Consider the following 21,232-nt stretch of genomic DNA (forward strand, 5'->3'; position numbering starts at 1 on the left):
CCAATGGCGAACGAAGCAAAGCTCCGCGAATATCTGAAGAAGGTCACCACAGATCTCGACGAGGCTTACCGGCGCCTGGAAGAAATCGAGGACCAGGCCCGCGAGCCGATCGCCATCGTGGCGATGAGCTGCCGCTTCCCCGGCGGTATCCGCACCCCAGAGGAGCTGTGGCGGCTGCTCACCGCCGGTGGCGACGCCCTGACGGATTTCCCGGCCGACCGGGGATGGGATCTGCGGAACCTGTTCGACCCGGACCCCGACACCCCGAACACCACCTACACCCGCCAGGGCGGATTCCTCAGCGGCGCCACCGAGTTCGATCCGGCGTTCTTCGGGATCTCCCCGCGCGAGGCGATGGCCATGGACCCGCAGCAGCGGCTGCTGCTGGAGACCTCCTGGGAGGCGTTCGAGCGCGCCGGCATCGCCCCGCACACGCTCCGCGGCAGCCGCACCGGTGTCTTCGCGGGCATCAACGCCTCCGACTACCTGTCGGTGGCGCTGGAGGCCGAGGAGGACTTCGGTGGGCACCTGAGCACCGGCAACGCCGCCAGCGTGCTGTCCGGCCGGGTGTCGTACGCCTTCGGCCTCGAAGGCCCGGCGGTCACCGTCGACACGGCCTGCTCGGCGTCCCTGGTCGCCCTGCACCTGGCCGTCCAGGCGCTGCGGCTCGGCGAGTGCTCGCTGGCCCTGGCGGGCGGCGTCCACGTGATGTCGACCCCCGGCCTGTTCATCGAGTTCAGCCGCCAGCGCGGCCTGTCGAAGGACGGCCGCTGCAAGGCGTTCTCGTCGGACGCCGACGGGTTCGGCCCCGCCGAGGGCATCGGCGTCCTGCTGCTGGAACGGCTGTCGGACGCGCGCAGGAACGGCCACCAGGTCCTGGCCGTCGTCCGGGGCAGCGCCATCAACCAGGACGGCGCCAGCAACGGGCTCACCGCCCCCAACGGCCCCTCCCAGCAGCGCGTCATCCGCGGCGCCCTGGCCAACGCCCGCCTCTCCGCCGCCGATGTGGACGTCGTCGAGGCGCACGGCACCGGTACCGCGCTGGGCGACCCGATCGAGGCGCAGGCGCTGCTGGCGACCTACGGCCAGGACCGCCCGGCGGACCGGCCGCTGCTGCTCGGTTCGGTCAAGTCCAACATCGGCCACACCCAGGGCGCCGCGGGCATCGCGGGCGTGATGAAGATGGTGCTCGCCATGCGGCACGGCGTACTGCCGCCGTCCCTGCACATCGCCGAACCGTCCCCGCACATCGACTGGGCGGCCGGTTCCGTCGCGCTCGTACGGGACACCACGGCCTGGCCGGAGACGGGCCGCGCGCGGCGCGCGGGCGTGTCCTCCTTCGGGTTCAGCGGCACCAACGCGCACGCCATCATCGAGCAGGCCCCGGCGGAGCACCTGGCTGAGGCGGCAGACGATATGCGGCTGCCGCCGCGTGGCACGCCCGCCGCGGAGCCGGAGCGGCGGCAGCCGGGCGTGCTGCCGTGGGTGCTCTCCGGCAAGGGCGAGGCGGCGCTGCGCGCCCAGGCCGCGAAGCTGCTGGACCGGCTGCGGGCCGACGCCGGGGCCCGCCCGGTGGACGTGGCCTACTCCCTCGCCGTCACCCGGTCCGCCCTGGAGCGTCGCGCGGTGGTGGTCGGCGGGGGCCGGGACGCGCTGCTGGACGGCCTCCAAGCGGTGGCCGACGGGGCCATGGCGCCGAGTGTGGTGCAGGGCTCGGCCGTCGGCGGCCAGGTCGCCCTCGTCTTCCCCGGCCAGGGTTCGCAGTGGGTGGGGATGGCGATCGGGCTGCTGGACGCCTCGCCGGTGTTCGCCGCCCGCATCGAGGAGTGCGCCGCCGCGCTGGCGGAGTTCACCGACTGGTCGTTGGTGGATGTGCTGCGGGGTGTGGAGGGTGCGCCGTCGCTGGACCGCGTCGACGTCGTCCAGCCGGTGCTGTTCGCGGTGATGGTCTCCCTTGCCGAGTTGTGGCGTTCGCTGGGCGTGCGCGCGGACGCGGTGGTGGGTCACTCACAGGGAGAGATCGCCGCCGCCTGCGTGGCGGGGATTCTGTCCCTTCAGGACGCGGCCCGCGTCGTGGCGCTGCGCAGCCAGGCGATCGGCCGGGTGCTGGCGGGCAAGGGCGGCATGGTCTCCATCGCCCTGCCGGTCGCGCAGGTCCGCGAGCGGATCGCGGCGTGGGGTGAAGAGCGGATATCCGTGGCGGCCGTGAACGGCCCGTCCTCGGTGGTCGTCTCCGGCGAACCCGCCGCACTGGATGAGCTGCTGGCCTCGTGCGAGGCGGATGAGGTGCGGGCCCGTCGCGTCCCCGTGGACTACGCCTCGCACTCCGCCCAGGTGGAGCTGCTCCGCGACGAACTGCTGGGCCTCCTCGCTCCCGTACGGCCCCGGGCCGCCCGGGTGCCGTTCCTGTCCACCGTCACAGGCGAGTGGGTCGAGGGCCCGGAGCTGGACGCCGAGTACTGGTTCACCAACCTGCGTCGCACCGTCGAACTCGAAGGCTCTGTACGGAAGTTGCTGGATGAGGGCTTCGGGATCTTCATCGAGTCCAGCGCGCACCCCGTGCTGACCATGGGCGTGCAGGAGACGGCCGAGGACGCGGGCCGCGAGGCCGCCGTACTCGGCTCGCTGCGCCGCGACGAGGGTGGGCTGGAGCGCTTCTGGCTCTCCTTGGGCGAGGCGTGGGCCCGTGGTGTGGCCGTGGACTGGAGCGCCGTCTACGGCGACGCCGACCGCGTCGACCTGCCCACCTACGCCTTCCAGCACCAGCGCTACTGGCCCGAGGCCGCGCCCGCGCGCGCCGCGGGACCCGACCGTGCCGACCCGGTCGACGCCCGCTTCTGGGCGGCCGTCGAGCGGGAGGACTGGCAGGCGCTGGCCAGTGAGCTGGACGTCGACGCCGACCAGCCGTTCAGCGCCGTGCTGCCCGCGCTGTCCTCGTGGCGCAGGCAGGCCCGTGAGGAGTCGACCGTCGACGGCTGGCGCTACCGCCTGACGTGGCAGCCGCTGCCCGACGGGCCCACCGCCCGACTGTCCGGCACCTGGCTGGTCGTGGTCCCCGGCGCCGTGGGGGCACCTCCCAGCAGCCGCGCTGGGGGAGAGCAGGCGACCGCCGTGGCGGACGCGCTCGCCGAACACGGCGCCACCGTACGGCGGATCGTCGTGGACGCCGAGGCCCCGGACCGTACGGCGCTGACCGGCCGACTCCGCGCCGAGCTGGCGGAAGCCGGCGCCGACGAGGCCGTGACCGGCGTCCTGTCCCTGCTGGCGCCGGCCGAGCGGCCGCACCCGGTGCACTCCTCCGTACCCTCCGGCGTCGCCGCGCAGCTCGCGCTGATCCAGGCGCTGGGCGACGCCGAGGTCGACGCGCCGCTGTGGTGCGTGACCCAGGGCGCCGTCTCCACCGGCCGGTCGGACCGGCCGGACTCGCCCGTCCAGGCGCTGGTGTGGGGGCTGGGCCGGGTGGCAGCGCTGGAGCACCTGGAGCGCTGGGGCGGACTGGTGGACCTGCCCGGGACGCTGGACGGGCCGGCCCTGACCCGGCTGGCCGGGGTGCTCGCCTCGGGCGGCGACGACGACCAGGTGGCGGTCCGCGCCACCGGGCTGTTCGTCCCGCGGCTGGTGCGCGCCCCGCTGGCCGAGACCCCCGCCGTACGGCCCTGGCAGCCGGACGGCACCGTGCTGGTCACCGGTGGTACGGGCACGCTGGGCGCCCAGGTCGCCCGTCGGCTGGCCCGAGCCGGTGCCCGGCACCTGCTGCTGGCGGGCCGCCGGGGCGGGGAGGCACCCGGCGCGGCCGAGCTGACCGCCGAGCTGACCGGGCTGGGCGCGGAGGTCACCGTCGCCGCCTGCGACCTGGGCGACCGGGACGCGGTGGGCGGGCTGCTGGCCGGCATTCCCGCCGAGCACCCGCTGACAGCCGTGGTGCACACCGCAGCGGTGGCCGAGGACGGCGTGATCGAGGGGCTGACGCCGGACCAGATGGACCGGGTGCTGCGGCTGAAGGTCGACGCCACCCGCCATCTGCACGAGCTCACCAAGGACCTGGACCTGTCCGCGTTCGTGATGTTCTCCCACTTCTCGGCGGTCTTCGGCGCGCCGGGGCAGGGCAACCAGGCGCCCGGCAACGCCTTCCTGCACGCTTTCGCCGAGCAGCGGCGCGCCGACGGGCTGCCCGCCACCACCCTCAGCTGGGGCCCGTGGGGCGACGGCGGCACGGTTGACGGGGCGGTGGGGGACCGTATGCGCCGCCACGGCATCAACGAGATGGCGCCCGAGTCGGCCGTCACCGCGCTCCAGCACGCACTGGACCGGGACGAGACGGCGCTGACCGTCATCGACATGGACTGGCGGCGGTTCACCCTCGCCTACACCGCCGACCGGCCGCGTCCGCTGCTGGGCGGGCTGCCCGAGGCCCGCCGGGTGGTCGAGGAGGCACGGGCGGCCGCGGCCGAGGAGGCCGCGGGCGGCGTGGCGCTGGCCCAGCAGCTCGCGGGCCTGCCGGACACCGAGCGGGAACGGGTGCTGCTGGACCTGGTGCGCGGCGCGGTCGCGGCGGTGCTGGGGCACTCCGGTGCCGAGGCGGTCGAGGCGGGCCGGGCCTTCAAGGAGCTGGGGTTCGACTCGCTCACGGCGGTGGAACTCCGCAACCGGCTGGGCGCCGCCAGCGGGCTGAAGCTGCCGCCCACCCTGATCTTCGACCACCCGACGCCGGCCGCGGTGGCCGCGTACCTGCGGGCCGAGGTGGTGCCCGACGCGGCGGCCACCGGCGCCCCGGTGCTCGAAGAACTCGACAGGCTGGAGTCCGCGCTGGCGGCGAGCGCCCCGGACGGCGTCGCCCGGGCCCGCATCACCATGCGTCTCCAGTCCCTGCTGGCGAAGTGGAACCAGGCGGACGACGCGAACGACGCGAACGACGCGGACGGCCCGCTGCCGGCGCCGACAGCCGCGGGCGAAGACGCCGACCCGTTGGGGTCGGCCGGCGACGAAGAGCTGTTCGCGTTTATCAACAAGGGGCTCGGCAGGGCTTGACAGGAATTCCTTTACAGGATTTCCTGCACCCCCTGACGGGATGCTGAAATTCGACTGCCCCTTATCGCCCCCGAATTCACGCAGGGGGTGGTAGGGGGCAGTCAGGGGTTGTCGGGACGGTTAGCCCGGCCATAGCCTCTCGCCGAGAACTCGACTGATTTTGGTTATTTTTCGATGCCGGTCTGCCGTAAATGGGTTGCGTTTAAATGGCGAATGAAGAGACGCTGCGGGACTACCTCAAGCTGGTAACGGCGGATCTGCATCAAACACGCCGCCGCCTGCGCGAGGCGGAGGCGAAGAACCACGACCCCATCGCCATCGTGGGAATCGGCTGCCGCTATCCCGGCGGGGTGCGTTCCCCGGAGGACCTGTGGCGGATCGTCAGCGAGGGTGTCGACGCCGTCGGCGACTTCCCCGTCGACCGCGGGTGGGACGTCGAGACGATGTACCACCCGGACCCGGACCACCCCGGCACCAGCTATGTGCACGAGGGCGGCTTCGTCGACGGCATCGCCGACTTCGACCCCTCGGTCTTCGGCATCAGTCCCCGCGAAGCGCTCGGCATGGACCCGCAGCAGCGCATGCTGCTGGAGACCTCCTGGGAGGCGTTCGAACGGGCCGGAGTCGACCCGACCTCGGTGCGCGGCAAGCAGATCGGTGTCTTCGTCGGCACCAGCAACCACGACTACCTGACCGCCATCCTCAGCTCCACGGAGAACTTCGAGGGCTACTTCGGCACCGGCAACGCCGCCAGCGTCGCCTCCGGACGGCTGTCGTACACCTTCGGCCTCGAAGGCCCCGCCGTCTCCGTCGACACCGCCTGCTCCTCCTCGCTGGTGGCGCTCCACCTCGCCGTCCAGGCGCTGCGGAACGGCGAGTGCACGCAGGCGCTGGCCGGCGGCGCGACCCTGATGTGCGCCCCCGGGGTCTTCGTCGACTACAGCAAGATGCGTGGACTGGCCCGCGACGGCCGCTCCAAGCCCTTCGCGCCCGAGGCCGACGGCTTCTGCCTGGGCGAGGGCGTCGGCATGCTGCTGGTCGAGCGGCTCTCGGACGCCCAGCGCATGGGCCACCCGGTGCTCGCCGTCATCCGCGGCTCCGCCGTCAACCAGGACGGCGCCAGCAACGGCCTCACCTCCCCCAACGGCCCCTCCCAGCAGCGCGTCATCCTCCAGGCGCTGGCCAACGCCCGGCTCACCCCGGACCAGGTCGACGCCATCGAGGCGCACGGCACCGGCACCGCCCTGGGCGACCCGATCGAGGCGCAGGCACTGCTGGCCACGTACGGCCAGGACCGCCCGGCGGACCGGCCGCTGCTGATCGGCTCGGTCAAGTCCAACCTCGGCCACGCCCAGGCGGGCGCCGGTGTCGGCGGCGTCATCAAGATGGTCATGGCACTGCGGCACGGGGTGCTGCCCAAGACCCTCCACCTCACCGAGCCCACCCCGCACGTCGACTGGACGGCGGGCCACGTCGAACTCCTCACGGAGTCGCGGGCATGGCCCCGGACCGACTCCCCGCGCCGCGCCGCCGTCTCGTCGTTCGGCATGAGCGGCACCAACGCGCACACCATCATCGAGCAGGCCCCCGTCCCCGGGACGGACGCCCCTGTACCCGGGACGGACGGCGAACCGGGCACGGGCGAGGCCGCGGCCACCGGAACGGACGGCACCCCGGCCGCGCCGCCGCTGACGCCCGTCGTCCTCTCCGGCAAGAACCCGGACGCGCTGCGCGCCCAGGCCGGGCGGCTGCGCGCGCACCTCGCCGCCCACCCGGACCTGCGCCTGACCGACGTCGGCTACGCGCAGGCCGTCACCCGTGCCGCGCTGGACCGGCGCGCCGTCGTGGCCGCGAGCGACCGCGACGAGCTCCTGGCGGGTCTGGCCGCGCTGGCCGCCGGAGAGCGGCACCCCGCACTGATCGAGGGCCTGGCCGCCGAGGGCAAGGTCGCGTTCCTCTTCACCGGCCAGGGCAGCCAGCGGCTCGGCATGGGCCGCGAACTGTACGAGACGTACCCGGTGTTCACCAAGGCGCTGGACGACGTCTGCGCCCAACTCGACCGCTTCCTGGACCAGCCCCTCAAGGACGTGTTGTTCGGCGAGGACGCCGAACAACTGGACCAGACGGGGTACACCCAGCCCGCGCTGTTCGCCGTCGAGGTGGCGCTGTTCCGGCTGGTGGAGTCCTGGGGCCTCAAGCCCGACTTCCTGTCCGGGCACTCCATCGGCGAACTGGCCGCCGCGCACGTCGCCGGAGTGCTGTCGCTCACCCACGCCTGCGCCCTGGTCGCGGCCCGCAGCCAGCTGATGCAGCAACTCCCCGCCGGTGGCGCGATGATCGCGATCCAGGCGTCGGAGGCGGAGGTGCTGCCGCTGCTCACCGACGGGGTGGGCATCGCCGCGATCAACGGTCCGGCGTCGGTCGTCGTCGCGGGCGACGAGGACGCGGCACTGGAGATCGCGAAGCGGTTCGAGGCGGACGGCCGCAAGACCAAGCGGCTGACGGTGAGCCACGCGTTCCACTCCCCGCGCATGGACGGCATGCTCGGCGCCTTCCGCCAGGTCGCGGAGAAGCTGACCTACCAGCCGCCGAAGATCCCGATCGTCTCCAACCTCACCGGGACGCTGGTCTCCGCCGACGAGATCACCACCCCCGACTTCTGGGTGCGGCACGTCCGCCAGGCCGTCCGGTTCCTCGACGGCATCCGGTGGCTCGACGACCACGGCGTGACGACCTATGTCGAACTGGGCCCCGCCGGAGTCCTGTCCGCCATGGCCCAGGACTGCCTGACCAGCACCAAGGCCCGGACCCACGCCTTCGTACCGGCCCTGCGCGCCGACCGCCCCGAGGCCCGCGCCCTGACCCAGGTGCTCGCCCAAGCTCACGTACGCGGTGCCGCCGTCGACTGGCACACGTACTACTCCGGCACCGGGGCCCGCCGCGTCGCCCTGCCCACGTACGCCTTCCAGCGGCAGCGCTACTGGCCCTCGAACCCCTTCACCTACGGGGACGACGAGGCCACCGCGCCCGTCACCGCGCTCGACACCGCCGACGCCCGCTTCTGGGAGGTCGTCCACAGCGAGGACCTCGCGGCCCTGGTCGACACCCTCGGCCTCGACGGCGACCAGCCGCTCAGCGCCGTCCTGCCCGCCCTGTCCGCCTGGCGCAGGCAGAGCCACGACCGGAGCACCGTCGACGGCTGGCGCTACCGCGTCACATGGAAGCCGCTCACCGGGGGGACACGGTCCCGGCTCTCCGGTACCTGGCTGGTGGTCACCCCGGACGGGGACGGCAGCCCCTGGGCGGCGGCTGCCGTCCGCATGCTGACCGAACGCGGCGTCCAGGTCCGGCAGATCACCGTGGACACGGCCACCGCCGACCGCGCCTCCATAGCCGCGCAGCTGCGGGCCGCCCTACGCGACGACACCCCGCCCAACGACGACCAGGCGGAGGCAATCCGGGTCGACGGCGTCCTGTCGCTCCTGGGCCTGGGGGCACCCCCAGCAGCCGCGCTGGGAGAAGACGGGGAAAGCAGTGCTGGGGGAGAGCAACCCCACCCCGGCCACCCCGAGCTGCCCGCCGGCGTCGCCGCCACCCTCGCCCTCATCCAGGCACTCGGCGACATGGGCGTGGACGCGCGGCTGTGGGCCGCCACCCGCGGCGCTGTCTCCACCGGCCGCTCCGACCGGCTCACCAGCCCCGCCCAGGCACAGCTGTGGGGCCTGGGCCGGACCGCCGCCCACGAACACCCCGACCGCTGGGGCGGGCTGATCGACCTGCCCGCCACCGTCGACGACCGCGCCCTCGGCCGGCTCGCCGACGCCCTCGCGGGCCCCGGCGACGAGGACCACTTCGCCATCCGCCCGAACGGCACCTTCGTACGGCGCCTCAGCCGCGCCCCGCAGACCGACCCCGCCGCCGACACGCCATGGACGACGCACGGCACCGCGCTCGTGACCGGCGGCACCGGCGCCCTCGGCGCCCACGTGGCCCGCTGGCTCGTCCGCAACGGCGCCGAGCACCTGCTGCTGACCAGCCGCCGGGGCCCGGACGCGCCGGGCGCGGCGGAGCTGCGCGACGAACTCACCGCGCTGGGCGCCCAGGTGACCATCGCCGCCTGCGACACCGCCGACCGCGCCGCGCTCGCGCAGCTGCTGGCCACCATCCCCGCGCGCCACCCGCTCACCACGGTCGTCCACGCGGCCGGGGTGCTGGACGACGGCGTCCTCGACGCCCAGACCCCGCGGCGGTTCGCCGCCGTACTGCGCGCCAAGGCCGAAGCGGCACGCCATCTGCACGAGCTGACCCGCGACCTCGACCTGACCGCCTTCGTGCTCTTCTCCTCCATGGCGGGCACGTTCGGCGCCGCGGGCCAGGCCAACTACACGGCCGCCAACGCCTATCTCGACGCGCTCGCGGAGGCGCGCCGCGCGGAGGGCCTGCCCGCCACGTCCATCGCCTGGGGCGCCTGGGCCGAAGGCGGCATGGCCGCCGACGGACTCGTCGCCGAACGGCTCCGGCACTCCGGGCTGCCCGCGCTCGCCCCCGACCTGGCCACCGCCGCCCTGCACACCGCACTTCGGCTGGGGGCACCTCCCAGCGGCAGCGCTGGGGGAGAGACGTTCTCGCTCGTCGTCGACATCGACTGGGACCGGTTCGCGCCCGGCCTCACCGCCATCCGCCCCAACCCGCTCATTGCCGATCTCCCCGAGGCCCGGCGTGCCCTGGAGCGGTCGGTGGCTCCAAGCGGCAGCGCGGGTACGGGCACGGACTCCGACGACGGCTCGCTCGCCCACCGGCTGACCGTCGCCGCCACCGCGGAGGAGCGCGACCAGCTCGCCCTGGACTTCGTCCGCACCCAGGTCGCCGTCGTCCTCGGCTACCCCGGACCCGACTCCGTCGAGCCCGCCCGCGCCTTCCGGGACCTCGGCTTCGACTCCCTCACCGCGGTGGAGATCCGCAACCTGCTGGGCTCGCTCACCGGGCTGAAGCTCCCCGCCACCCTCGTCTTCGACTACCCGACCCCGCTCGCCCTGGCCGACTTCCTCCAGGCAGAACTGGTCGGCTCCCGGCCGGCCGAGGCCGCGCCCGTCGCGCCGCTTGCCGCCGTCGACGCGGACCCGATCGCGATCGTGGCGATGAGCTGCCGTTTCCCCGGTGGGGTCCGTACTCCCGAGGAGCTGTGGCGGCTGCTGGCGTCCGGGCAGGACGCGGTGACCGGCTTCCCCGCCGACCGCGGCTGGGACATCGAGAGCCTGTACGACCCGGAGTCGGCCGCCGAGAACACGACGTACGTCCGCGAGGGCGGCTTCGTCGCCGACGCCGCCGACTTCGACCCGGCCTTCTTCGGGATCTCGCCGCGCGAGGCCCTCGCCATGGATCCGCAGCAGCGGTTGCTGCTGGAGACGTCGTGGGAGGCGTTCGAGCGGGCGGGCATCGACCCCGTAACGCTGCGCGGCCAACAGGTCGGCGTCTTCGCGGGCACCAACGGCCAGGACTACCTGCCGGTCATCCTCGCCGCCCCGGATGGCGCGGAAGGCTTCCTCGGCACCGGCAACGCGGCCAGCGTGCTGTCCGGCCGTGTCGCGTACGCACTCGGTCTTGAGGGCCCGGCGGTCACCGTCGACACGGCGTGCTCGTCGTCGCTGGTCGCGCTGCACTGGGCGATCCAGGCGCTGCGGCAAGGCGAGTGCACGCTGGCGCTGGCCGGTGGCGTCACCGTCATGTCCACCCCGTCGTCGTTCATCGACTTCAGCCGTCAGCGCGGGCTGGCCGCCGACGGCCGGGTCAAGGCGTTCGCGGCGGGTGCGGACGGTACGGGCTGGGGTGAGGGGGTCGGCATGCTGCTCGTGGAGCGGCTGTCGGACGCCCGGCGCAACGGCCATCCGGTGCTGGCGGTCGTGCGTGGCTCGGCCGTCAACCAGGACGGTGCCAGCAACGGCCTGACGGCCCCCAACGGTCCGTCGCAGCAGCGCGTGATCCGCCAGGCCTTGGCGAGTGCCGGGCTGTCGGCCGCCGAGGTGGACGCGGTCGAGGCGCACGGCACGGGAACGAAGCTCGGCGACCCCATCGAGGCGCAGGCGCTCCTGGCCACGTACGGCCAGGGCCGGGCCGAGGACCGGCCGCTGTGGCTGGGCTCCATCAAGTCCAACTTCGGCCACACGCAGGCCGCCGCCGGCGTCGCGGGCGTGATGAAGATGGTGCTGGCGATCAGGCACGGGCTGCTGCCGCGGACCTTGCACGTGGACGAGCCGACGCCGCACGTCGACTGGTCGGCGGGCGACATCGCGCTGCTTACGGAGCCGGTGGAGTGGCCGGAGACCGGCCGCCCGCGCCGGGCCGCCGTCTCGTCGTTCGGCATCAGCGGCACCAACGCGCACACCATCATCGAGCAGGCACCCGAGCCCGACCCGGCCGTCGCCACCGGAACGCCGGTCACCGCACCGGCAGCCGGAGCGCTCGCCTGGCTCCTGTCCGGCAAGACGGACCAGGCCCTGCGCGACCAGGCACACCGACTGCACACGCACCTCACCGAACGCCCCGACATCGCGCCCCTGGACGCCGCGTTCTCGCTCGCCACCCGTCGTACGTCCTTCGAGGAGCGCGCGGCGGTCATCGGCGGGGACCGGGAGGGGCTGCTGGCGGGGTTGGCGGCGCTGGCGGAGGGCCGCAGTGCGGCCGGTCTGGTCACGGACACGGCTGTCGCGGGCAAGGTGGCGTTCCTGTTCACGGGGCAGGGGAGCCAGCGGCTCGGCATGGGCCGTGAGCTGTACGAGGCGTATCCGGTGTTCGCGGAGGCGCTGGACGCGGTCTGCGCGGAGCTGGACGCGCACCTGGAACGGCCGTTGAAGGATGTGCTGTTCGGCGAGGACGCCGGGCTGCTGGATCAGACGGGGTATACGCAGCCGGCGTTGTTCGCGGTCGAGGTGGCGTTGTTCCGTCTGGTCGAGGCGTGGGGCCTGAAGGCGGACTTCCTCTCCGGGCACTCGATCGGTGAGCTGGCGGCCGCGCATGTGGCCGGGGTGCTGTCTCTGGCGGACGCGTGCACGCTCGTCGCCGCCCGTGGCCGTCTGATGCAGGAACTCCCGGCCGGTGGCGCGATGATCGCGGTCCAGGCGTCGGAGGCGGAGGTGCTCCCGCTGCTCTCCGACCGGGTGAGCATCGCCGCCCTCAACGGCCCGACCTCTGTGGTCATCGCCGGTGATGAGGACGTGGCGCTGGAGGTCGCGGCGCGGTTCGAGGCGGAGGGCCGGAAGACCAAGCGGCTCGCTGTCAGCCACGCGTTCCACTCGCCCCGTATGGACGGCATGTTGGACGCGTTCCGTGCGGTGGCCGAGGGGTTGTCGTATGAGGCGCCGCGTATTCCGATCGTGTCCGGTCTGACGGGTGCCGTGGTCTCCGCTGATGAGATCGCGACCGCCGACTTCTGGGTGCGGCACGTCCGCGAGTCCGTCCGCTTCGTCGATGCCGTACGGACCCTCGAAGCCCAGGGCGTCACGACGTACGTCGAGTTGGGCCCGGACGGGGTGCTCTCCGCGATGGCGCAGGAGTGCGTCACCGGCGAGGCCGCCGTCTCCGTCCCCGTCCTGCGCAAGGGCAGGCCGGAGGCCGAAGCGCTTACGGCCGCCGTCGCCCGAGCCCATGTACGTGGTGTGGCCGTGGACTGGGCCGCGCGCTTCGCGGGCACCGGTGCCCGGCAGGCCGAGCTGCCGACCTACGCGTTCCAGCGTGAGCGCTACTGGCCCAAGGTGTCCTCCCTCTTCCTCGGCGATGTCGCCGCCGTGGGTCTGGGTGAGGCCGGGCACCCGCTGCTGGGGGCCAGCGCCGAACTGCCCGACGCGGACATCGTGCTCTTCACCGGCCGCCTCGCGCTGTCGACCCACCCGTGGCTGGCCGACCACACGATCCTGGACACGGTGTTGCTGCCGGGTACGGCGTTCGTGGAGCTGGCGGTCCGGGCCGGGGACCAGGTGGGTTGCGACCTGCTGGAGGAGTTGACGCTGGAGGCGCCGCTGGTGCTGCCCGAGCAGGGCGGCGTGCAGCTGCGGCTGGCCGTGGGTGCGGCTGACGAGTCGGGTCGCCGGCCGCTGACGCTGCACTCCCGGCTGGAGAACCTCCCCGCCGAGGAGCCGTGGACCCGGCACGCCAGCGGTGTGCTGGCCCCTGACGCGGCGCCGCAAGCGTCGTTCGACCTCAGCGCGTGGCCTCCGGCCGACGCGGTCGAGGTGGACCTCGGCGACCGCTACGCGGGCCTGCTGGACATCGGTTTCGCTTACGGGCCCGCCTTCCAGGGCCTGCGCACGGCATGGCGGCGGGACGGAGAGATCTTCGCCGAGGTGTCCCTGCCGCAGGACGCCGAAGAGGAGGCGGGCCGGTTCGGGCTGCACCCGGCGCTGCTGGACGCCGCACTGCACGCCATCGGCCTCGGAGGCCTCGGCACCAGCGATGACGCGGGGCGGCTGCCGTTCGCCTGGTCCGGGGTGTCGCTGCACGCGAGCGGCGCGTCGGCGCTGCGCGTCCGGCTGTCGCCGGCGGGTGCGGACGCGGTGCGGCTGGAGATCGCGGACACCACCGGTGCGCCGGTCGCGACCGTGGAGTCGCTCGGGCTGCGCCCGGTCTCCGCCGATCAGCTGCGGACCGCCCGTACCGCGTACCACGAGTCGCTGTTCCACATGGAGTGGCCGGAACTCTCCGCCGGTACGGCCGAGCTGGGCGCGCGGGGCGGTCGTTGGGCCGTTCTGGGAGCCGACGCCTTCGGGCTGGCGGGTGCCGGTGCCGAGGTGGCGGTGTACGCGGACCTGGCGGCGCTGGCCGAGGCGGTCGCGTCGGGTGCCCCGGCGCCCGAGGTCGTCTTCGTATCGCCGGTGGCGGAGAGCGGCGAGGACGTGGCCGCCGCCGCGCACCGTCTCGCCGCTGACGCGCTCGCGCTGGTGCAGGACTGGCTGTCCGACGAGCGGTTCGCGGATGCGACCCTGGCCGTGCTGACCTCGGGGGCCGTTGCCACAGAGGCAGGGGAGCCGGTGGTCGATCCGGCGGCCGCCGCGGTGTGGGGGCTGCTGCGTTCCGCGCAGTCGGAGAACCCCGGCCGGTTCGTCCTGGTCGATGTCGACGGCCATGAGGACTCGCCGCGCGCGCTGCCCACCGCGCTGGCCTCCGGAGAACCGCAGCTCGCGGTGCGCGCGGGTGCGGTGCGTACGCCACGGCTGGCACGGGTGCCCGTCGCCGGGTCGGCCACCGAGCGCGCCTGGCGGCCGGATGCCGGCGGCACGGTGCTGATCACCGGCGCGTCGGGTTCGCTGGGTGGCCTGGTGGCCCGGCATGTCGTGGCCGAGCACGGCGTACGGCGTCTGCTGCTGGTCAGCCGGCGCGGCGAACAGGCTCCTGGCGCGACCGAACTGGCCGCCGAACTCGCCGAGTCGGGCGCCGAGGTCCGTTGGGCCGCCTGCGACGTGGCCGATCGCGGCGCGCTCGCGGAGCTGCTGGCGGCGATCCCCGCCGACCGCCCGCTGACCGCCGTGTTCCATACCGCCGGTGTGCTGGACGACGGCGTCATCGGTTCGCTGACGCCCGAGCGTCTCGCGCACGTGATGCGTCCGAAGGTGGACGCGGCGTGGCATCTGCACGAGCTGACCCAGGACCTGGACCTCTCCGCCTTCGTCCTGTTCTCCTCCTCCTCGGGCGTCTTCGGTGGCCCGGGGCAGGGCAACTACGCCGCCGCCAACGTCTTCCTGGACGCGCTGGCCGCCCACCGCGCCGCCCGCGGCCTGGCCGCCACCGCGCTCGCGTGGGGCCTGTGGGCCGGCGGCGGCATGGGCGGCACTCTCGACGAGGCCGACATCGCCCGCATGCGGCGCGCCGGGCTGCCCCCGATCCCGGTGACCGAAGGGCTCGCCCTGCTCGACACCGCGTTGCGCGTCGGGGACCCGTCGCTGGTCCCGATGCGGGTGGACGTCGCGGCGCTGGGTACGCAGGCGGCCACCGGCGGGATCGCCCCGGTGCTGCGTGGTCTGGTGCGGGTCCCGGCGCGGCGCGCGGTGGATGCCGTGGCGGCGGGCGCGGGTGAATCCGGGCTGGTGCGGCGGCTCCTGGGGCTGGGTGAGGCCGAGCAGGAGCGGACGCTGCTGGAGCTGGTGCGTGCGCAGGTGGCGGCCGTGCTCGGGTACGCGGGCCCGGAGACCATCGGTTCCGGGCGGGCGTTCAAGGAGCTGGGCTTCGACTCCCTCACCGCCGTCGAACTGCGCAACCACCTCAACGCGGTGACCGGGCTCCGGCTGCCCGCCACCCTGGTCTTCGACTATCCGGACCCGGCCGTCCTCGCCCGCCATCTGCGCACCGAGCTCGTGGGGGAGCACTCCGCCGAGCTCGCCCCGGCGGCCCCGGCCGCCGCCGTCGCCCACGACGACGAGCCGATCGCCATCGTGGCGATGAGCTGCCGCTACCCCGGCGGCGTCCGTACCCCCGAGGACCTGTGGCGGATGCTCGCCGCGGGCGAGGACGGCATCTCCCTGTTCCCGGACAACCGCGGCTGGGACCTGGACGCGCTGTACGACCCGGACCCGGAGACCCAGGGCACCTCGTACGCCCGTGAGGGCGGCTTCGTGCACGACGCCGCCGACTTCGACCCGGCGTTCTTCGGGATCTCGCCGCGCGAGGCCCTCGCCATGGACCCGCAGCAGCGGCTGCTGCTGGAGACGTCGTGGGAGGCGTTCGAGCGGGCGGGCATCGACCCGCTGTCCGTACGCGGCACGCAGACCGGTGTCTTCGCGGGCGTCATGTACCACGACTACGGGTCGCGGCTCCGCGCCGTGCCGGAGGAGGTCGAGGGCTACCTCGGCACCGGCAGCTCCAGCAGCGTCGTCTCCGGCCGTGTCGCCTACACCTTCGGGCTCGAGGGCCCGGCCGTCACCGTCGACACCGCCTGTTCGTCGTCGCTGGTCGCGCTGCACCTGGCGGCGCAGGCACTGCGCAACGGCGAGTGCTCGCTGGCGCTGGCCGGCGGCGTCACCGTGATGTTCACCCCGGGTACGTTCATCGAGTTCAGCCGCCAGCGCGGGCTGGCCCGCGACGGGCGCTGCAAGTCGTTCGCGGCCGCCGCCGACGGCACCGGCTGGGGCGAGGGCGCGGGCGTGCTGCTGCTGGAGCGGCTGTCCGACGCCCGCAGGAACGGGCACCAGGTGCTGGCCCTCGTCCGCGGCTCCGCCGTCAACCAGGACGGCGCCAGCAACGGACTGACGGCCCCCAACGGCCCGTCCCAGCAGCGCGTCATCCGCCAGGCACTGGCCAACGCCCGGCTGACCGGCGACCAGGTGGACGTCGTCGAGGCGCACGGCACCGGCACCGTCCTCGGCGATCCCATCGAGGCGCAGGCGCTGCTGGCCACCTACGGGCAGGACCGCCCGGCGGACCAGCCGCTGTGGCTCGGCTCGGTCAAGTCCAACCTCGGCCACACCCAGGCCGCCTCCGGGGTCGCGGGCGTCATCAAGATGGTGCTGGCGATGCGGCACGGCGTGCTGCCCAAGACCCTGCACGTCGACGCGCCCTCCCCGCACGTGGAGTGGTCCGCGGGCGCGGTGTCGCTGCTGACCGAGGACCGGCCGTGGCCGGAGTCCGGCCGGGCCCGGCGCGCCGGCGTCTCCTCCTTCGGCATCAGCGGCACCAACGCGCACGCCATCATCGAGGAGCCGCCCGCCGCCGACCCTGTGACCGCCCCCGGCACCGGACAGGCCGCCGAGCCCGGACAGGACGCCGAGCCCGCCGCGCTGCCCGCCGTACCGGTCCTGCTGTCCGCGCGCGGCGAGGACGGGCTGCGCGCCCAGGCCCAGCGCCTGCGCGCTCGTGTCGCCGCCGAGCCGGCCCTCGACCCGACCGACCTCGGATACGCACTCGCCACCACCCGCGCCGCGCTCGAACAGCGGGCCGCGCTCATCACCGGCGACCGTGCGGAACTGCTGCGCGCCCTCGACGCGCTGGCCCGGGGGGAGAGCCCCGCACACCTGCTGCGCGGCACCGCCGCCGAAGGGAAGACGGCGTTCCTGTTCACCGGCCAGGGCAGCCAGCGGCTGGGCGCGGGCCGCGAACTGTACGAGACCTTCCCGGTGTTCGCCGAGGCGCTGGACACGGTGTGCGCGGCCTTGGACCGGCACCTCGAACGGCCGCTGGGGGAGGTCCTGTTCGGCGGGGACGCCGCGCTGCTGGACCGTACCGAGTACACCCAGCCCGCGCTGTTCGCGACCGAGGTGGCGCTGTTCCGCCTGCTGACGGCCTGGGGCCTGGCCCCGGACTACGTCGCCGGGCACTCGATCGGCGAGCTGACCGCCGCGCACGTCGCCGGGGTGCTGTCCCTGGACGACGCCTGCGCGCTGGTCGCCGCCCGTGGGCGTCTGATGCAGCGACTGCCCGTGGGCGGCGCGATGGTCGCCGTCCAGGCGCCGGAGGAGGAGGTGCTGCCGCGGCTCACCGACCGGGTGAGCATCGCCGCCGTCAACGGCCCGGCGTCCGTCGTGATCGCCGGTGACGAGGACGTGGCGCTGGAGATCGCGGCGCGGTTCGAGGCGGAGGGCCGGAAGACCAAGCGGCTCACCGTCAGCCACGCCTTCCACTCCCCGCACATGGACCCCATGCTCGCGGACTTCCGGAAGCTCGCCGAGACGCTGACGTACCAGGCCCCGCGGATCCCGCTCGTGTCGAACCTGACCGGAACCGTCGTCTCCGCCGAGGAGATCGGGATGCCCGAGTTCTGGGTGCGGCACGTCCGGGAGGCCGTCCGCTTCCTCGACGGCGTCCGCACCCTGCGCGACAACGGCGTGACCACCTTCGTCGAACTCGGCCCGGACGGCGTGCTGTCCGCGCTGGGCGAGGACTGCCTGACCGCCGGCTCCACCGGTTCCGCCGACATCGCCGGCTCCCCTGGTTCCGCTGATTCCTCCGGCGAGGCCGACGCGGTGTTCGTCCCCGTCCTGCGCGGCGGCCGGCCCGAGAGCCGGACGCTGGCCACGGCCCTGGCGCAGGCGCACGTCCGCGGCGTGGCCGTGGACTGGACCGCCTTCTACGCCGGGCGCGGCGCCCGCCGCGTGGAGCTGCCGACGTACCCGTTCCAGCGCCGCCGCTACTGGCTGGACGTGGGGGTTTCCGCCGAAGACGTCGCCTCCGCGGGCCTTGAGCCGGCCGGCCACCCGCTGCTCGGCGCGGCCGTCGAACTCCCCGACACCGGCGGCTTCGTCTTCACCGGTCGGCTGTCCCTCCAGAGCCACCCCTGGCTGGCCGACCACGCCGTCATGGACACCGTCCTGCTGCCCGGCACGGCCTTCGTCGACCTGGCGCTGCGCGCGGGCACCGAGGTCGGCTGCGGCACCGTGGAGGAACTGACCCTCCAGGCCCCGCTGGTGCTGCCCGCGACCGGCGCCGTCCAGCTGCGACTCGGGCTCGCCGCCGCCGATGAGACCGGACGGCGCGCCCTGAGCCTGCACTCCCGCCGGGAGGACGTGGGTGCCGACGGGCCGTGGACCCGGCACGCCACCGGGTTCCTGGCGCCCGCGGAGCACACGGCCGAGGCACCGGAGGCGTCCGGCCCGGCCGAATGGCCCCCGGCCGACGCCGAACCCCTCGACATCGACGCCTTCTACGAGCACGCGGCCACCGCCGGACTCGGCTACGGCCCCGTCTTCCAGGGGCTGACGGCCGCCTGGCGGCACGGCGACGACCTGTACGCGGACGTCCGGCTGCCCGAGGGCTACGAGACCCAGGCCGCCGCGTTCGGCGTACACCCGGCCCTCCTGGACGCCGCGCTGCACACGATCGGCCTCGGTACGGGCACGCAGGCCCCTGACGCGGCCAACGGTGCGGACGCGGGCACCGGCGGGGCCGCCGCCCGCTCCGGTGCGTACGCCGAAACCGGTCGCACCGGCGCGCGGCTGCCGTTCGCCTGGACCGGCGTCCGGCTGTACGCGCGGGGCGCCGCCGCGCTGCGCGTACGGGTCCGGCCCGCCGGAACCGGCGCCGTCACGCTGCACCTCGCCGACGGCACCGGCGCCGCGGTCGCCACCATTGGCGGCCTGGTGCTGCGCCCGCTCGCCGCCGAGCAGCTCGACGCGTCCCGGGGCACGCGCCAGGAGTCGCTGTTCCGTCCCGAGTGGACCGCGCTGCCGGTGCCCGCCGCCGACGGCATGCCGGTGGGCGAGCGCTGGGTGGCCCTCGGCGGCGACGGGACCTTCACCGTCGCGGGCGAGCCCCTTGACGCCTACCCGGACCTGGCCGCGCTCGCCGCCGCCGTGGACGCCGACGGCACCGCCCCTGAGCTGGTGTGCGTGCCCCTCACCGCCCCGGCCGTCACGGACCGGACGGCCGACGCCGCCAGGGCGGCCGCCCGGCAGGCCCTCGACCTGGTGCACCGCTGGCTGGACGACAGCCGGTTGGCCGACACGCCGCTGGCCTTCGTCACCCGGGGCGCGGTCGCGGCCCGGCCCGGAGAGGACGTCACCGACCTGATCCACACCACCGTGTGGGGACTGGTCCGGTCGGCGCAGTCGGAGAACCCCGGGCGGTTCGTCCTGATCGACACCGACGGGAGCGAGGCCTCCGACCGCGCCCTGCCCGCCGCGCTGGCCACCGAGGAGCCGCAACTCGCCCTTCGCGCCGGGGCCGTGCACGCCCTCCGCTTGGCACGGGTCACCGTCTCGGCCGACGCACCGGGCACTGCCGCCACCGGCACGGACGCCCGGCCAGGCAGGGCAGAGCCGGATGCCGCCGCGGGCGCCACCGGCACGGCGGCGCCCACGACCGCCGGGGCGGACGCCGCCGCCGCCATCGCCGCGCCGCGCGGCGTCTTCGCCGCCGACGGCACCGTCCTGGTCACCGGCGCGAGCGGCACCCTGGGCGGCCTGTTCGCCCGCCACCTGGTCACCGAACGCGGCGCCCGGCACCTGCTGCTGGCCGGCCGACGCGGCGACCAGGCCCCCGGGGCCGCCGAACTCGCCGCCGAACTGCGCGCCCTGGGCGCCGAGGTCACCTGGGCGGCCTGCGACGCCGCCGACCGCGACGCCCTGGCCGCCACCCTGGCCGCCGTCCCCGCCGCGCACCCGCTCACCGCCGTGGTGCACATCGCGGGCGTCCTGGACGACGGCGTCATCGGCTCCCTCACCCCGGAGCGCATGGACGCGGTGCTGCGCCCCAAGGTCGACGCCGCCTGGCACCTCCACGAGCTGACCCGCGATCTCGACCTGTCCGCGTTCGTGCTCTTCTCCTCCGCCGCTGGGGTCTTCGGCAGCGCCGGACAGGGCAACTACGCCGCCGCCAACACCTTCCTCGACGCCCTCGCCCAGCACCGCGCCGCGCACGGCCTCCCGGCCACCTCACTGGCCTGGGGCCTGTGGGCGGCGGACGGCGGCATGGCGGGCGCCCTCGACGCGTCCGATCTGACCCGGATCTCCCGGGGCGGTTACGCGGCCCTGCCGCAGGACGAGGGCCTGGCCCTGTTCGACCTGTCCGGAACCCTCGACGACGCCGTACTGGTCCCCATCGCGCTCGACACGAACGCGCTGCGCGGCCAGGCCGCCGCCGGACTGCTGCCGCCCCTGCTGCGCGGCCTGGTCCGCACCCCGGTCCGGCGCGCCGCCGAGCGGGGCGGCCCGAGCACCGGAACGGCCACCGGCACGGCCGCGGGCTCCGGCACCAGCCTCACCGAGCGGCTGGCCGCGCTGCCGGACGCCGAACGCGACCGGGAACTGCTGGACCTGGTCCGTACCCACGTCGCGGCCGTCCTCGGCCACGGCACGCCGGACGACGTCGACGTCACCCGCGGCTTCCTCGACCTCGGCTTCGACTCCCTCACCGCCGTGGACCTGCGCAACCGGCTCGGTGCCGCCGCCGGGCTGCGGCTGCCCGTCACGCTGATCTTCGACTACCCGACCCCCACCGCACTGGCCGGGTACCTGCGCGAAGAACTCGTCACGGACACCGCCGCCGCCCACCCGCCCGTCCACGCGGAACTCGACAAGCTCGAAGCGATCCTCGCCGCGATCGCCCCCGACGACGCCGGACGCCCCGGAATCACCACCCGCCTGCGGGACCTCCTGTCGAAGTGGAATGAAACGCACAGTGCAACGGACAGCGCCGCCGACGACCGCGAGATCCAGGACGCGACAGCAGACGAGATCTTCAGCCTTCTCGACGACGAGCTCGGGCTCTCCTGACCCGCTGCACCCGATCC

2 protein-coding genes are annotated in these 21,232 nt (G+C 74.5%); both read left to right on the forward strand.

Translation table 11 applies throughout. The features are described from left to right. Positions 1-3: 3 nt before the first annotated feature. Positions 4-5,028 (forward strand): type I polyketide synthase, encoded by a 5,025-nt coding sequence (locus ACQUSR_RS21790; protein WP_431044271.1) that lies wholly within the window; start codon positions 4-6, stop codon positions 5,026-5,028. Positions 5,029-5,234: 206 nt separating this feature from the next. Then, positions 5,235-21,215 carry a type I polyketide synthase gene (locus ACQUSR_RS21795; protein WP_431044272.1) on the forward strand — a complete coding sequence of 5,327 codons (15,981 nt, stop codon included), beginning with the start codon at positions 5,235-5,237 and terminating at the stop codon, positions 21,213-21,215. Positions 21,216-21,232: the final 17 nt, after the last annotated feature.

The sequence above is a fragment of the Streptomyces sp. P1-3 genome (genome assembly GCF_050613155.1).
Taxonomy (GTDB): domain Bacteria; phylum Actinomycetota; class Actinomycetes; order Streptomycetales; family Streptomycetaceae; genus Streptomyces.

Bases quoted from the DNA above. Each gene is read 5' to 3' on its own strand.
- ACQUSR_RS21795 (WP_431044272.1), top strand. From the start codon at position 5,235: ATGGCGAATGAAGAGACGCTGCGGGACTACCTCAAGCTGGTAACGGCG.
- ACQUSR_RS21790 (WP_431044271.1), top strand. From the start codon at position 4: ATGGCGAACGAAGCAAAGCTCCGCGAATATCTGAAGAAGGTCACCACA.